Source organism: Acuticoccus sediminis, assembly GCF_003258595.1.
Classification (GTDB): Bacteria; Pseudomonadota; Alphaproteobacteria; order Rhizobiales; family Amorphaceae; genus Acuticoccus; species Acuticoccus sediminis.
This window is the reverse complement of sequence record NZ_QHHQ01000015.1, coordinates 15667-31044: the sequence shown is the minus strand read 5'-3', so window position 1 is coordinate 31044 and position 15378 is coordinate 15667. Positions and strand designations below refer to the sequence as shown.

At 62.0% G+C, this 15378-nt stretch carries 16 protein-coding genes and 1 pseudogene; 11 read left to right on the top strand and 6 right to left on the bottom strand.

Features of this window, described 5'->3' with window-relative positions; translation table 11 throughout:
- Position 1: 1 nt before the first annotated feature.
- The 3 genes from DLJ53_RS33150 to DLJ53_RS34970 all read right to left on the bottom strand — a co-directional run bounded on the left by DLJ53_RS33150 (position 2) and on the right by DLJ53_RS34970 (position 2590).
- Positions 2 to 466, bottom strand: a complete 465-nt coding sequence (locus DLJ53_RS33150) for a DUF411 domain-containing protein (protein WP_111352593.1) — start codon at positions 464 to 466, stop codon at positions 2 to 4.
- Positions 467 to 616: 150 nt separating this feature from the next.
- Positions 617 to 2053, bottom strand: coding sequence for a multicopper oxidase family protein (locus DLJ53_RS33145; protein WP_111352592.1), 1437 nt, complete (start codon positions 2051 to 2053; stop codon positions 617 to 619).
- 174 nt (positions 2054 to 2227) lie between these two features.
- Positions 2228 to 2590, bottom strand: coding sequence for a hypothetical protein (locus DLJ53_RS34970; protein WP_146620177.1), 363 nt, complete (start codon positions 2588 to 2590; stop codon positions 2228 to 2230).
- 259 nt (positions 2591 to 2849) lie between these two features.
- On the opposite strand from DLJ53_RS34970, the gene DLJ53_RS33140 reads away from it, so the two are divergent.
- The 7 genes from DLJ53_RS33140 to DLJ53_RS33115 all read left to right on the top strand — a co-directional run bounded on the left by DLJ53_RS33140 (position 2850) and on the right by DLJ53_RS33115 (position 8831).
- Complete coding sequence (locus DLJ53_RS33140) at positions 2850 to 3230, top strand: hypothetical protein (protein WP_146620176.1); 381 nt, start codon at positions 2850 to 2852, stop codon at positions 3228 to 3230.
- A gap of 293 nt (positions 3231 to 3523) precedes the next feature.
- Positions 3524 to 4978, top strand: coding sequence for a TolC family protein (locus DLJ53_RS33135; RefSeq protein ID WP_111352590.1), 1455 nt, complete (start codon positions 3524 to 3526; stop codon positions 4976 to 4978).
- Positions 4975 to 6366, top strand: coding sequence for a multicopper oxidase family protein (locus DLJ53_RS33130; RefSeq protein WP_111352589.1), 1392 nt, complete (start codon positions 4975 to 4977; stop codon positions 6364 to 6366). Before DLJ53_RS33135 ends, DLJ53_RS33130 begins: the two co-directional genes overlap by 4 nt.
- A 24-nt stretch (positions 6367 to 6390) precedes the next feature.
- Entirely contained in the window at positions 6391 to 6915 is a 525-nt protein-coding gene (locus tag DLJ53_RS33125) for a cupredoxin domain-containing protein (RefSeq protein WP_202913493.1), read from the top strand.
- A gap of 11 nt (positions 6916 to 6926) precedes the next feature.
- Entirely contained in the window at positions 6927 to 7205 is a 279-nt protein-coding gene (locus tag DLJ53_RS33120; protein ID WP_111352588.1) for a copper-binding protein, read from the top strand.
- 86 nt (positions 7206 to 7291) lie between these two features.
- Complete coding sequence (locus DLJ53_RS34965; protein WP_146620175.1) at positions 7292 to 8323, top strand: ABC transporter ATP-binding protein; 1032 nt, start codon at positions 7292 to 7294, stop codon at positions 8321 to 8323.
- A 67-nt stretch (positions 8324 to 8390) separates the two neighbouring features.
- Positions 8391 to 8831 carry a hypothetical protein gene (locus DLJ53_RS33115; RefSeq protein WP_111352587.1) on the top strand — a complete coding sequence of 147 codons (441 nt, stop codon included), beginning with the start codon at positions 8391 to 8393 and terminating at the stop codon, positions 8829 to 8831.
- 34 nt (positions 8832 to 8865) lie between these two features.
- Here the strand turns inward: DLJ53_RS33115 and DLJ53_RS33110 are convergent.
- The 3 genes and pseudogenes from DLJ53_RS33110 to DLJ53_RS33105 form a co-directional block, all read right to left on the bottom strand.
- Positions 8866 to 9815: pseudogene (locus tag DLJ53_RS33110) on the bottom strand (IS630 family transposase).
- 112 nt (positions 9816 to 9927) lie between these two features.
- Positions 9928 to 10212: a hypothetical protein gene (locus DLJ53_RS34960; RefSeq protein ID WP_146620174.1), complete on the bottom strand. Its 285-nt coding sequence runs from the start codon at positions 10210 to 10212 to the stop codon at positions 9928 to 9930.
- A 145-nt stretch (positions 10213 to 10357) separates the two neighbouring features.
- Positions 10358 to 12784, bottom strand: a complete 2427-nt coding sequence (locus DLJ53_RS33105; protein WP_111352586.1) for a heavy metal translocating P-type ATPase — start codon at positions 12782 to 12784, stop codon at positions 10358 to 10360.
- A 176-nt stretch (positions 12785 to 12960) separates the two neighbouring features.
- Here DLJ53_RS33105 and cueR point away from each other — a divergent pair, with 176 nt between their 5' ends.
- The 4 genes from cueR (at position 12961) to DLJ53_RS33085 (ending at position 15377) form a co-directional block, all read left to right on the top strand.
- Positions 12961 to 13356 (top strand): Cu(I)-responsive transcriptional regulator, encoded by a 396-nt coding sequence (gene cueR, locus DLJ53_RS33100; RefSeq protein WP_111352585.1) that lies wholly within the window; start codon positions 12961 to 12963, stop codon positions 13354 to 13356.
- A gap of 89 nt (positions 13357 to 13445) precedes the next feature.
- On the top strand, positions 13446 to 13790 hold the full coding sequence (locus DLJ53_RS33095) for a hypothetical protein (protein WP_111352584.1): 345 nt from the start codon (positions 13446 to 13448) through the stop codon (positions 13788 to 13790).
- A gap of 139 nt (positions 13791 to 13929) precedes the next feature.
- Positions 13930 to 14862 (top strand): sialidase family protein, encoded by a 933-nt coding sequence (locus DLJ53_RS33090; RefSeq protein ID WP_211100726.1) that lies wholly within the window; start codon positions 13930 to 13932, stop codon positions 14860 to 14862.
- A gap of 11 nt (positions 14863 to 14873) precedes the next feature.
- Complete coding sequence (locus DLJ53_RS33085; RefSeq protein ID WP_111352583.1) at positions 14874 to 15377, top strand: DUF411 domain-containing protein; 504 nt, start codon at positions 14874 to 14876, stop codon at positions 15375 to 15377.
- Position 15378: the final 1 nt, after the last annotated feature.

Below are 15378 nucleotides of genomic sequence, written 5' to 3'. Positions count from 1 at the left end.
GTCAGCGGCCCGCCTGGTAGAATATTGAGCTATTCTGTGCGGTGCCCGCGCCAAAGGTCACGACATCGTACCTTGCCTTCGGATCATCTCCCATGCCGATCGAACCGCGCGGCATTCCGGGAACTGCGATTCCGTGAACATCCGGGCGCTCGTCGAGCAGTTTGGCGATGGCCTCGGGTGGGACGTGTCCCTCCAGCACGTAGCCGTCGACAGCAGTGATGTGGCATCCCCGAACCTCGTCAGGAACCGCCGCTTGGCGGCGAAGTGAGGTCAGATCGTCCAGCTCTGTCACTTCGACCCTGTATCCGAGGCTTTTCATGTAGTCAGTCCACGAGCCGCAGCAGCCGCACCAGGGCGTCTTGTAGACGTGCATGGTGTGCTCGGACGGGTCGGCGGCGATTGCCGGGGTGACTCCCATGGCCGCAACGGCGAGCATTGCGGCGCGGAGAAGGCTTGTCCTTGACATTGTCGAATGCTCCGGTGTCGTGGATGGTCTTCGGGTTTTCCGAGTGTGCACGCGGGCGCCGACGCAAACGTGCATGTGATGGGGCGCGTTGAGCGGTAGGCTGCCGCTGTTCCACACTGGGCGCTCAGCGCTCAGCGCTCGGCAGGCCGCTCATCCCGCTTCGCCCTCGACTTCGAGGAAGGTCATCATTCCGCCGGCCTGATGCTCGATCATATGGCAGTGGAGCATCCACTTGCCGGGCGCCTCCGCAACGAATGCAATGGACACTCGATCATCGGAAGCGAGGACGGTCGTGTCCCGCCACGAGCCGTCGATGGCCTCTCCGTTCCTGGCGATCTCACGGAAGTGCATGCCGTGCAGGTGCATCGCATGCGGAAACGCGGTGTCATTGACGATATCGACGATAGCAGTCTCACCGCGTTTCAGGACGGCGAGAGGCGTATCCATGTCGCCCGCGATGCCGTTGAACGCCCAAATCCGCCCGTTGGAGACGAGTTCGCGCATCCCCATCATGCGCCCACTCATCATGGCGCCGCGCATGCGACCCATCGCGCCCCCCTCCATCGTCAGGTCGAGGCGGCGAGCATTCGCGAGGTCGAGAATGGGGCGCGCGTTCCCGTCCAGCGGCTTGACGTCATTCCCGACGAGGCCGCTACCTCCCGCCTCCGCTCCATACACGAAGCGGCCGAGACGGACCTCGTCCGTCAGCGTATAGGCCGTTATTGGATGGGTAGACCCCGGCGCTCCGGTTGCATCGAGAACGAGGTCGACGCGTTGGCCAGGTCCTAGGACGAGCAGCTTGTCGCCGAGCGATCGGGGCTCCACCGGGTTGCCGTCCTCCGCGACTATCACCGGTATGTGACCAGAGAAGAGCAAGGCGAAGATCTGCGCGTTGGCGACGTTGGCGAGTCGCAGCCTCACGCGTTCTCCCGCCGTCAGTTGGACGGCGGCGTCAGCGCTGTTGTTGATCGTCGCTAAGTTTCCGAGGCGGCCGGCGTGCGCCCACTCGTGCATCTGACCGAATGCGGGGTCGAGCTGGCCGTTTTTGTCGACGACCCAATCGTCCAGAACGAGAAGGATGTCCTGATCGACCTGGAGAGGCTTGCGTTCGTCGACAATCAAAATGCCGTAAAGACCCCGATCCTGCTGGTTCCAGCCGCGAAAATGCGTGTGATACCAGTATGTTCCGGCATCGGTCAGATCGAAGGCATAAGTCATAGAGCCGCCGGGTTCGACGGGCGCTTGAGTAAGCGGAGCGGCGCCGTCCATGGCATTTGGCGGACGAAGGCCATGCCAGTGCACCGCCGTCGGTTCATCGAGGCGATTCTGGAAGTCGACCTCAAGCCGATCGCCAACGCGATAGCGCAAGAGTGGACCGGGTACGGTTCCGTTGTAGCTCCAGGTATCGGCGAGGCGCGTGGCGTTGCCGTATCCAAGCGCTTGCCGGCCAGGCGCGGCTATGAGGCGGCGCGGGGCCGATGCCGCTAAAGTTCGATTGGCCGCCATGCTGAGGCTTGCAAGCCCGGCGGCGGCGCCGAAGATAACGCCGCGCCGTGTCACGGTCGCTGCGCGAAGTGGGAAAGTCATTGGGTTTTCCGTATGCCGCGCCGAACCGGCTGCCGGCCTAGACAGACGGGCTCATGGCCCACATCCCCACCCCGAAAGGGCGAGCGCACCCGCTTTCGCGCCGACGATCAACCGGCGGAGCGGTAGTCTGTGCTTTGCCATGGCCGCAAAAATGACAGGCGGAAAGCTCAGACGCTAAAAGCGAAAAGGTCTTGGAGGGGGTGGGTCGGCGCACATCAGGGCGCGGATCAAATCCGGCGCTTCTGCGAAGTAAACGCAAGCTGCCGAAAGTGTTGGGAAGGCGATCGTCGGCGCGGCGATCAGAGAACCCGGTCCGCAGTTGCCAAGACCTGACATACAGACCGGCTGCTCGCGTGATCCATCCTGGCAACGGCCACCGAGGCAGTGATCCACCGTCATAGACGTTTGATCTGCCATATCCGAAGCACCAGGAAGTTCGTTCATCGCGATCATGCCGCCGGATGCGCCGGCGTAGACAGGCGAGCCGATGAGGCTCGCCACCACAGCCACCGTCAGGATGAAAGCGAACAGACGCATAGTCCAGCGAATAGACAGCTTCGGATCGCTCTGTCAATGCTGGCCCGGTCGGCGCATGTAGCGATCGTCCTATGTCCAGCCTTTGGCGTTCTCGCTGAGACTCCGGATGGATCGAAGCCTGGGACGATCGCTGCTCTTCGTCCTGGAATTCACTTTGAGCAACCTATGAGTGTTGTGTGACTTATTGGACACGCGGGAGCCGCGGTGTCGTGGTGGCCTTGCAAGTGCAATGTCCGAGCGGTACTTGGTGACGGCTGGTTTGGAGAAGACGTTGGCTATTGCTCGCTTCTTTCTTGTGACGTTGATCGTACTGGCCGTTGGCACGGCCGGTATCGGACACGTTGCGGCCTACGAAGGCGGAAGCACGGCTGTCGCCATGGATAGCCCCGACGCCGGACCGGTGGATAATCACAGCGATCATTCGACCGAGCGCGGCCCCACAAGCGATACCTCTGACGCTGGCGACTGCTCCGATACCGATCCCTGTGTTGGCTGCGCCATCCACTGCTCGGCAATCGCCGCGATGGATGGATCGTCGATGACGATGACTTTTCGCTTAGGGCGACTGCCCGTCACGTTGTCGGAGCAATTGCTCGCGAGCGACGCGGCGAATCTAGAGCGCCCGCCCCGAGCGATCTGACCGAAGCGCGTCCTTTCACGGACGCTGTCCGTCAGACATCCGATCGCTCTATTCTGAATTGATCTCATGAAACGTTTGCTCACTGGCGCGCTTGCCGCGTCGGTGGCCGGCTGTGCGAGTGCGCCTTACGTGGCCGCGCCGCCCCCGCCGGCTGCCGTGCCTACGCTCGCCTCCGCCTCACCACCACCATCCCCCCTCACGGCGGGATACACCCATCGAACCCCGGTCGAACCGGCGTTACCGCGTGACACGACACCGCCGAGTGAAGGGTTCGCGCGTCCAAGGGTCGGGTCATGAGCCGCTGGTTCCGCGCGGCTGGCGCGACAGCGCTTGTCGGGTTCCTCGGCGGCTGTGTGTCCGCGGAGGACTTCCCGATCGACCGGGGCTTCATGGCTGTGAGTACCGGCGCGCAACCTGTTACGAAAACTCATAGCGTTTGGGCGACGAACGCGGTTCAGCAGGCGCAGAACGAAGCCCAAGTCCATGCTCTCGTGGCCGGGAAGACGATCAACGCGGACACTGCAGTACGCGTCGCTCTTCTCAACAACCGCGAACTGCAGGCGGCCTATGCCGAACTTGGTCTCTCGATTGCTGAACTATGGCAGGAGAGCCTGCCAGTGAATCCGACCGTTGCGCTAGGCGTAAACGCCAGCACAGATACCGTCAGGCAAACACTGGAGGGGGCGCTGATCGCCAATGTCCTCTCCTACGCTACCCGCCAACGGCGGGTTGCCATCGCCGAGACGCGCGTTCGCCAGGCGCAAGAACGTGCGATCGAGGCGACGTTGAATCTCGCTCATGAGACACGGCGGGCCTTCTACGAGGCTGCTGCGGCCTGGGGTGTGGTCATTGAGCTGAACCGCGCATTGGTGGCGGCGGATGCCGCTGCTGAATTGGCCGGCGAGTTGGGCCGAACGGGAGCGTTTTCAAAGGTCGAGCAGGCCCGTCAGCAGGCGTTTTATGCGGAGCTAACCTCTGAGAAGGCGCGTGCGGTTCTGGAAGCCCGACTTGCCAAAGAGCAGCTGACACGACGTCTTGGGCTCTGGGGCGCCACACTCTCTTACGAAGTGCCAAATGGATTGCCGAACCTGCCGCGCTCGATCCGCGACCAATCCGCCATTGAGCGGTTAGCGCTTCAGAATCGCGCTGATCTCAAGATCGCCAAGCTGGAACTAGAAGCGCTTGCGCGGAGCTACGGCCTTACCAAGGCTACGCGGTACGTCACCGATCTTCAAATTGCAGCCGGACTGGAGTTGGAGCGCGAGGAGGAGGTCGAAGACGGCGATACGACGGTGACAAATCGTCTGACACCGAGGTTTGAGGCAGAGTTCGAGATTCCGATCTTCGATACGGGAGCGGCCCGCCTCAGGACCGCAGAACTCCAATTGATGAGAGCGACGAACCTTCTCGCCGCCCGCGCCGTTGCGGTTCGCTCTGAAGCACGCGCCGCCCACACCGCCTACCGCGGCACATACGAAATTGCCAAGCACTACCGTGACGCAATCGTACCGCTACGCAAGACGGTCGAGGACGAGGCCGTCCTCTCCTACAATGGAATGATCACCAACACTTTTGACCTCCTCGCCGACACCCGCGCGCGAATAGCGTCCGTGCGCGCAGCGCTCGAAGCGCGGCGTGACTTCTTCCTCGCAGAGGTGGACGTCGCGGCTGCGATCTGGGGCGGCGGTGTCGCCGGCACCGAACCCGCCGAGACCGAGGTCGCAGCAGCCGAGGGAGACGAAGAATGACCGATCGTAAGAACGTCGCCGGTTTATCGCGACGTCAGTTGCTAGGGGCTGGCGCCGCCGCTGGCGCACTCGTCAGCACATCGGCCTGGTCGCGGACGGCCAACATGAGCCTGCCCGATGCGCCCGTCATGGAGAGCCCTCTCACACAGCCGCCGCAAGCTCCGAGCGGAGGTCTGCCGTACAATCCGGTCTGCACGCTGAACGGCTGGTCGCTTCCGTTCCGTATGAATGGCAATGTCAAGGAATTCCATCTTGTCGCCGAGCCCGTCGAGCGCGAGCTTTCCGATGGCACGATCGCCCATCTATGGGGCTACAACGGCCAGTCGCCCGGCCCGACCATAGAGGCGGTCGAGGGCGAGCGGGTGCGGATCTTCGTCACCAATCGCCTGCCGGAACACACCAGCGTCCACTGGCACGGGGTGATTTTGCCCTGTGGTATGGACGGTGTGACGGGACTGACGCAGCCCGGCATCCCGGCCGGCAAGACTTTCGTCTACGAGTTCGATCTGACGAAGTCCGGGACGCATATGTACCACCCGCATGGCGATGAGATGGTCCAGATGGCGATGGGCATGATGGGCTTCTTCGTCATCCATCCTAAGGATCCGAATTTCATGCGGGTCGATCGGGACTACGTGTTCCTGCTGTCCGCTTACGACATTGACCCCGGCAGCTACATGCCGCGTGTCATGGAGATGACCGACTTCAACTTGTGGGCCATCAACAGCCGCGTCTTCCCCGGCGTCGATCCTCTTGTGGCCGCCAAGGGAGATCGCGTGAGAGTTCGCGTCGGAAACCTCACCATGACGAACCACCCGATCCACATGCATGGCTACCATTTCGAGGTGACGGGCACGGACGGGGGCTGGGTGCGTCCGGAGGCACGTTGGCCGGAAGTGACGATCGACATCCCGGTCGGCGGAATGCGCGCCTACGAGTTCGACGCGATCCATGAAGGCGACTGGGCGCTGCACTGTCATAAGTCGCACCATACGATGAACGCGATGGGTCACGACGTGCCGACATTTATCGGCGCTGACAAGACAAACATCGCCCGCAAAATCCGCCTGATCCAGCCGGAATACATGCCGATGGGCACCAACGGTATGGCCGACATGGCCGAGATGGCGATGCCCATCCCTGACAATACCGAGCCGATGATGGGCGGCTGGGGGCCGTTCGGCTCGGTCGAGATGGGCGGTATGTTCACGGTGATGAAGGTCCGCGAGGGCCTGGCCGCGGACGACTATTCGGACCCCGGTTGGTTCGATCACCCCCCCGGCACCGTTGCCTACGAATGGACCGGTGCCCTTCCGGAGGTCGCCTTCACGGAGGACGCCAACACGGTTCCGCCGCAGCACGCCGGCTCTCCCCGGCGCGTCGACTAAGCAAGTTCAACACACGAGGACAACATGAAGCTTTACACTGCTGCGTGGCTTGCTGCCGCGCTCATGATCGCTCCGGTTACGGCATTCGCCGCTGGCAGCCACTCTGGTGGCCACGACGATGGCCATGCGAGTGCTGAGAGCGACGACCACCACGACGAGATGGCGATCGGTTCACCCGGGGACGCATCTAAGGCATCGCGAACAATCGACGTCACGATGAAAGAGACTGACGACGGAGCAATGGTCTTCGAACCGGCAGTGATCGAGGTGAAACGCGGTGAAACCGTGCGTTTCGCCATCACGAATAGAGGGGTGCTCGAACATGAGTTCGTCATGGACGCTTCGCCAGAGATCGCTGAGCACAAGGACCTTATGCGGCGCTTCCCGGAGATGATGCACGACGATGCGAATGCCGTGCGGCTGGAGCCTGGCGCTGCCGGAGAAATTATCTGGAGCTTTACCAAAGCCGGTAGCTTCGAGTTCGCCTGCCTCATCCCCGGTCACTACGAAATGGGAATGCATGGTCCCCTGACTGTCAGCGAATCCTGAAGGATTAAATCATGAAAAAAATCGCACTCGCGGCCGCTTTGATCGGAAGCTTCACCTTGAGCCCCGCAGTCGCCGAACCGACGTCACAGGGTGAAGTGACCAAGATTGACGCCCGGCGCAATCGGGTTACGGTGAAGCATGGACCGCTCGCCAACCTCGACATGCCCGGAATGACGATGGTTTTCGAGGTTGCAGAGCCTTCAATGATCGAAAACTTATCAGTTGGCCGCTCCATTAGCTTCACAGCTGATCGCGTGAAGGGAAAACTTACAATCGTTGAAATCGAATAAAGAAACCGGGGCGCCGCCGGATAGGCGGCGTCCCTCTGAACTTGTTTTGTACCCGTGCGTGCGGCGCCAGGGATGGAGCCTAGCCGATGTCAGATGCTGCTATAAACCCCGCAACTTATAAGGCCGCCACCGAATCTCGTGTTGGTCGCGCCGGTACGTTTCCCTCTCCCGAGAGACAGCTGTTTCATAACTTTTGCATCTTTGCGATCCGAACGACATGGCGAAGCCAAGTCATCGCAAGCGCGCTTGGGCTGTTGATATTGGTATTGACGTACATAAATCTTGAGCTTGTTAAAACAACTATCAATTCTGTTATAGATTCAGGCCATTTTCCAGTTGAAATTTTTGGGTCAGACGTATCGCAATTTGCAATGTTATTGATAATGATCGGAACGATGATGGTTTTGGCTGCAATCCAATCTGGGTTCCGATTCGCAGTAAATATGCTGCAGGGGCGAATGTGCGAGCAGATCCTGATCGTCCTCCGGCGGAATATTTATTCCGTTTGGACGCAGCGCCGCGTCAAGCGAGGTGGGAGTGGGATTATTCCGCTTCTTTCACAGGAAGTTGAGCCGATCGGTGGTTTTGCCGGTGAGATGATAATTCTTCCACTAATCCAGGTCGGTCTGTTCTTAACCGTGGTGGTATTCATCATGGCACAGAGTTTTATCTTGGCGATCGCCATGATTGCGCTCATCCCGCTCCAGCTCTGTTGGACAGCATGGATGCAGACCAAACTCAGTCGGACCTGGCGTGATCGTATCCGATTGATGCGAATACTCGCAGCGAAGGTGTCCAGGGCGTCTTCCGGCGCAACGGGAATGGAGCACGTATTCTGCCAAATGCAGAATAATAGATGCAATACTTACAGAATAAAATTTTTGATGAAAGCAGGTAACGCATACTCAATCGGAGTTTCCGGTGTCATTGTTATCGGATTGGGAGGCTATCTTGTAATGAACGACGGTCTCACTGTGGGAGTCATCGCGGTAGCTCTTGGTGCGCACAAAGATCTATCGAGCGCGTTTCGCGAATTATTACGCTATAGGCAAATGTGTTGTGACGTGTCCGTTCGATGTATTGAGCTAGAAAGGCACTTGGGGTCTTCCATTCACTAAGAGCCCGCCCTTGGCCAGTTAACGCAAACTACGCTCGGGATTCCGAGTCGTCAGAAGGAACTACAAGATGACCGCGAAAAAGTTCGTGATAATTGCAGGAATGCTGCTTTTAGGAGACGCCGTCCAAGCGGCCGGATCTTTTCCCGACGCCAAGGTCAGCGATGGGATCGACATCACCAACGTCACAGTTCGTCGGATGGACAACCAGGGTCAATTGCGAGTTTCATTTACGCTTGAGAACTCCGGCACCCAGCCTGCGCGCTTGAACGGCCTCACGGTCGGCGGCACTGTCTCGACCATTGTCGTCGGCGAAAATCCACTGGATCCTTCGGGGCCCGGTCTCTTGATGCAGTATGACGAGGAACTCGACTTTTCGACGTCCCATCTCGTCGCGACGGTCCCGGCAAACGAAATCACGCCCGAAGATTTAGATCATATACTCGTTGAGATGGAAATTGATGGTATCACCGCGCCAGTATTGGTGCATCGGGGCCGAACGCTGGAATAGCAGCTCTGTTTATTTGCGCTAGAGCGTGATTCGTTTAGTTTGGTTCATATCCGGCGGCGGCGAAGTAGTTTCGGGCGTGTTGCTGCGTGACGAGTTCGATGACCTCGCCGATCCGATTCCAGAGACCGCCGACGGTGCGCTCGGCGGCCTTCCTCAGATGGGCTTTGATTTGTGAGAAGGCTTTCTCGATCGGGTTGAAGTCGGGGCTGTAGGGGGGCAGGAAGCGGAGCTCGGCGCCTGCCGCCTCGATCATGGCGCGAACCCGTCGGCCCTTGTGGCTGCCGAGGTTGTCCATGACGACGATGTCGCCGGGCGACAGGACGGGAGCGAGAACCTGTTCCACATAGGCCTCGAACCAGACGCGGTTGATGGCACGGCCGAGCACCATCGGCGCCACGATGCCCTTGGATGACAGGCCCGCCACCAATGTCGTCGTCTTCCAGTGGCCATGGGGCAGCGCCAGGCGCAGCCTCGTCCCGCGAGGGCAGCGCCCGTGGGTGCGGGCCATCTTCGTGTTGGTCCAGGTCTCGTCGATGAAGATCAGCCGCTCCGGGTCGAGGTCGAGCGGTCGAGCTGGGTCTCGAACCAGGCCTGCCGGCGCAGGAGAATGTCGGGCCGCTCCTGCTCGGCGGCGTGGCCGGTCTTTTTTTCAGGCTGATGTCGTGCCGGCGGAAGAAGCGCCACAACGCTGCGACCGACACGGATCTGCCGCGCCGGCCGAGTTCGGCCTTCAACTCGCGCAGCGTTATGTCGGCCTTCGCGTCCAGGATGGCGCGGATGGCGTGCGCATGCGCTTCGGTGGGACCAGCGATCGCCGCCCTGGGCTTTTGCCGCGCAACACCCGCTCTTGCGCCACGCGCTGTGCCAGCGGATCGCGCTTGACACGCTGACATCGAAGCGCGCGGCAGCCTGCCGACACGAAAGCCGGCCCTCGATCGCTCGAACGACCCGGTTGCGAAGATCCAGCGAAAGAATTTTCGGCATGATGGCTGGCCTCCATCACCAGCCATCACTGTGAATCAGATCCCCGCTGATTCGGGAATCCCCCCTGAGTCTGATCGAGGGGGACCCGCTCTAGAGTATCCGTGTCGTTCTATTACTGATCCGATCTGTCGCGGGCCTTGAGGTAAATGTTGAGCGCATGGGCCGCTTTGGCATCTTGAAAAGAACACCGGCAGGGCTCTTGCCGGTCCGACGAGCGGCTTGTCTGAAGACAGCCGCGCTGATCATTGCCGAACTGTTCGAGCGCTGGATCAGCGAGCCCGGGCGCATCCACGGAAAACACAATACCACCGAAGTCATCGCTACGCCAATGCGGCGCCGCACCGACCTGGAGCGCTTCTTCTGGTTCGCCACAGTTGATCACTTGGCGCTTCGCCAAGGTCCTCAGGCTCTCTTAACTATGCTGTATCGCTCGACGGACTGCCGCAGTCGTTGTGGCGCTTGCGTGGTGAACCTGGCCCATAGTGCCTCCTTCCACTATGGCGAAAAGATTGCACCATCAAAGCCTGGGACGAAACATCTAGTCAGAGTCGCACGGCCCGCAGCCTAAGCGCGTTACCGATGACTGAAATGGACGAGAGACTCATCGCCGCGGCAGCGAACATCGGCGAGATCAGGAGCCCGAAGAACGGATACAGGAGCCCTGCTGCGATGGGCACGCCGGCGGCGTTGTAGACCATCGCGAAGAACAGGTTCTGCCGAATGTTCCGCATCGTGGCGAGCGACAGGCGGCGGGCCCTCACGATCCCGCCGAGATCGCCCTTGACCAGGGTGAAGCCGGCGCTCTCGATTGCGACATCGGCCCCGGTGCCCATGGCGATGCCGACATCGGCCTGTGCGAGTGCCGGCGCATCGTTCACGCCGTCCCCGGCCATCGCCACCTTGTAACCCTCCGCCTGCAACTCGCGAACGATCCGCGCCTTGTCCTCAGGCAGCACGTCGGCGCGGATCTCCTCGATGCCGAGACGGCCTGCGACGGCGCGAGCCGTCCGCTCGTTGTCGCCCGTCGCCATGACAATCCGGAAGCCGAGGTCATGCAGCGTCTTGAGCGCGGCCGGCGTCGTTTCCTTGACCGGGTCCGCAACGCTCACGAGACCCGCGACCTGTCCGTCGACGACGACGAACATGACGGTCTCTCCTTCGTCGCGCCGGGCGTTTGCGGTCTCGGCCGCGGCCGGCGCCTGGACTCCGAGCTCCGCGAGCATCTTCGCATTGCCCAAGGCGACCGCCTTGCCGTCGACCGTGCCTTTCACGCCCATCCCGGTGACCGCCTCGAACTTGTCGGCCTTGAGGAACGCAAGGCCGCGCGCCTCGGCACCTCGGACGATGGCCTCCGCCAAGGGATGCTCGGAACCTCGCTCGAGGCTCGCCGCAAGGCGCAGGATCTCGGCCTCGTCGTGCCCGCTCTCGGGCAGGACGGCGGAAAGCTCCGGCTTGCCCAAGGTCAGGGTTCCGGTCTTGTCGACGATCAGCGTGTCGACCTTGGCGAAGGCTTCAAGGGCTTCCGCGTTCTTGATGAGCACGCCTGCCTGCGCACCGCGCCCCGTCGCGGTCATGATCGACATCGGCGTTGCGAGGCCGAGCGCGCAGGGACATGCGATGATGAGGACCGCGATCGCAGAGACCAGGGCGTAGGCCAGCGCCGGCGCCGGCCCCCAGAACGACCAGGCGATGAATGCGAGAGCCGCAATGGCGATGACAGCCGGCACGAAGTGGCCCGCCACCGCGTCCGCCAGCTTCTGGATCGGGGCGCGCGACCTCTGCGCAGCCGCGACCATCTCCACGATCTGCGCGAGCATCGTGTCCTTGCCGACACGCCTGGCCTCGATGACCAAGCTGCCGGTGCCATTGATCGTGGCGCCGGTGACAGGATCACCCGCGACCTTCTCGACCGGCACCGGCTCACCGGTGAGCATCGATTCATCGACTGACGACCGCCCCTCGACCACCTCGCCGTCCACCGGCACCTTCTCGCCGGGGCGAACGCGGAGGCGGTCGCCAAGCTGCACCTCCTCGAGCGGCACCTCCTCTTCGCTGCCGTCTTCACGGATGACGCGCGCGTTCTTCGCCGCGAGGTCGAGCAGCGCTCGGATCGCGGAACCAGTTCGCTCGCGCGCACGCAGCTCAAGGATCTGGCCAAGCAGCACGAGCACCACGATGACCGCACCGGCCTCAAAATAGATGCCGACGTTTCCTTCGGCGTCGCGGAATCCGCTCGGGAAGAGGCCGGGGGCGATCACGGCGACGGTGCTGAACGCCCACGCCGCGAAGATGCCCATGCCGATCAGGCTGAACATGTTCAGGTTCCTGCTGCGAAAGGACTTCCATCCGCGCACCAGGAAGGGCCAGCCCGCCCAAAGGATCACCGGCGTGGCCAGGATGAGTTCGAGCCAATGGGAAAGACGCTCGCCGACCCAAGTGCGGACCGGCATGCCGACATAGCCCCCCATCGCGAGGAGGAGTACCGGCACTGTCAGCGCGGCACCGATCCAGAACCTGCGGGAGAAGTCGACCAGCTCGGGGTTCGGGCCCACGTCCCCTTGAGGCACGCCCTTCGGCTCGAGTGCCATTCCGCAGATCGGGCAGTCTCCGGGTCCGACCTGCTCGATTTCGGGATGCATCGGGCACGTGTAGATCGTGCCCGCCGGCATCGGCTCCGGCGTCGGCTTGCCCTTCAGGTAGGTCTCGGGCGCCGCGTCGAACTTCTCCTTGCAGCGGGCTGAGCAGAAGTAGAACTTTTCCCCCGAGTGCGAGGACCGGTGCTTAGCCGTCGCGCGATCGACGGACATGCCGCAGACCGGATCAACTGCTTCGATGAAGTCGCCAGGCGAGGCGGCGAACCTGGACCGGCACTTCTCGGAGCAGAAGTGATAGACGTGGCCTTCATGCTCATAATGCGGACTGCTGTCATTCGGCTCGACGGCCATGCCGCAGACCGGGTCTCTGGCCATTCCCGTTGAAGCACGCGCTGCATCCACCTTCGGTCCTCCGATTGATATCGCCGCGAAAAGTAGGGGTTCCACCTGCTGGAAGGTCAACCGCGAAAAAAAATGGCTCTCACGCACTTGACCTTCCAGCAGGTGGAATCTGTATGTGCTCGTCCAGGACAGAGCGAGAAGTATCGCCTATGAACATCGGAGATGTGGCGGAACAGAGCGGTTTGCCCGCAAAGACCATCCGCTACTACGAGGACATCGGTCTCGTGCGACCCTCGCGTAGCGAGAATGGATACCGGGATTTTGCCCCTCACGACCTGCACAAGCTGGCGTTCCTGGGCCGCGCCCGATCTCTCGGATTCAGCATTGAGGAGTGCCGGACCCTCCTGTCACTTTATGACGATCGCGAGAGATCGAGTTCAGATGTCCACGCAATCGCCGAAAAGCATCTTGCTCGTATCGAGCACAAGATCGGGGAACTGCAGGCGCTGAGCGCGACGCTTTGTGATCTCGTGATGCGCTGTCACCGCGACGATCGCCCCGACTGTCCGATTATGAACGATCTGGCGAACTTCGGAACGGACTGACACCATCGATAACGCGGCCGTTCAGTCGCTCATCCGATTGCCAGCACTGCCTGGTGGAAACCCGGCTCACTGCAGGATAGGCTCATCTCATGAAGTTCGTGGCCCGCCTGATCCGCGTTGCCGTCCTCGCCGCATTCGCGGCGAGCTCGGTTGCGCAAGCAGCGGGCTCGGCGGAGATGGCCGCCGCCATGATCGCCTCCGATGATGCTGCGATGCACATGCCCGACTGCGACGCCTGTGACGACACCGACGCAGGCGAAATGGGTCTCGCGTGCGGCTTCGTCTGCGGAGCGGGCGGTTTCGCAGTTGTGCTTGCGCCGCAGCCACACGTCATCGTCTCGGCTTTACGCGAGGCGCTTGGGCCAGGGGTGACGCAGGATTTCCGCGGCATTGCAAGCCCTCCAGCCAAACACCCTCCTCGAAACCTCATCTGATCTGACGCCCGGCCGCACGAGCGCAGCCGGCACGTCATCCCGTGCCTCGGTGGCGCGTGTGCCCCGATGCGTAGTGCTTCCACCGCTTAGCGCGCCTTCCGGCCGCGGCGGAGGACCGAGGGTTTGATGAGGAGTTGCCATGCCCGGCCCATCGTATTTGACGTTAACGCGTCGCAGATTCCTTTTCTCGTCCGGCGCCGCGGCCGGAGTGTTTGCGCTACCAAAGGTTCTGCTTGGTGCCGAACCGGCAAACTCAGCAGTGGTGGCACTAGCCTTCGCCGGTGACGCCTTGCTCGCGGCGCGTTCAGATCTAATCCGCAGCGATGATGGCGGAAGCTCGTGGACGGCGCTGCCGGTCCCTGCCGCCGTCCTGGCTCTCGCAACGCACCCCGAACGACCTGGCCGAATTATTGCCGGTCTCGCCTCTGGCGGCGTCGCGCTGTCTGAAGACGGTGGACGCACCTGGGAAGGCCTCTCTCGCGGGCTCGCCGAAGGTGAAGTCGACGCTGTGGCCATCGCGGCCGGGCAGCCTGATATGATCTACGCAACGGTCCGAGGCGACGGCCTCTGGAAGAGCGAGGACGCCGGCCAAAGCTGGAGCCTTGCTATGGACCGCCCGTGGCTCAAAGACGCCGAACGTGAGCTTCTGGCGCTGGCCTCAGTCGATCTCCTGACCGGCATGGGTGGGATCTGGATCTACGCCGGCACCGAGAAGGGGCTCACACGTGTCCCCGACTGTTTATGCCGCTGGCAGGACGTCCAGCCCGGCAACGCGATGGACGCTCTGGTTTCCGGCGATGCGCCGTCTTCCGTGGCACCGCTCCCGACGGGCGAGCCGGTTCATGCGCTGGTGAGCGCCCCTTCCGCGCCCGAAACTCTCTATGCCGCCCTGCCGTCAGGCATCTGGACGTCCAGCGACGCCGGCGCCACCTGGTCACACGCCGCAGATGGGTTCGTCACCGCAGTAGCGGTGCACCCGGCCGATCCTGATCACATCGTTGCTTCGCTGGATGGCGGCCTGATGCAGAGCCGCGACGGCGGCATCAACTGGTCCGCGCTCGCGGCTATCTGAAGGAGTTCATCATGAAGAACGTTCTTGCATTCACCTCACTTGCAGCCGTTGCCATCGCTGGGGGTATCGTCTTCGCCACGTTGTCCTCAGCGCAGGATTCGGGTCGGGTGGTCACCACTGATGCCCCCGCCAGGGAACAGACGGTGCCCTCCAAGCAGATCACGATCTGGCGCGAACCAAGCTGCGGCTGCTGCGACGCCTATGCCGAATACCTCGAAGGGAATGGTTATCAGGTGACGCGCATCGACGACCCGGATTTCGACCGGCGCTCCGTCGAAGCCGGCGTTCCGGAGCAGGGACTCGGCTGCCACCTGGCCGCGATCGACGGCTACTACGTCAGCGGGCTCGTGCCAGCGGAGATCATCGAGCGGCTTGTGACCGAGCGCCCGGAGATCACGGGCATCACGCTGCCGGGTATGCCGGCGAACGCCCCCGGCATGGCGCCCGAAAAGACCGGCACACTGAAGACCTACGCCTTCGGCGAGGGTGGGGTCGCCGTTTATTCGGATGAGTGAG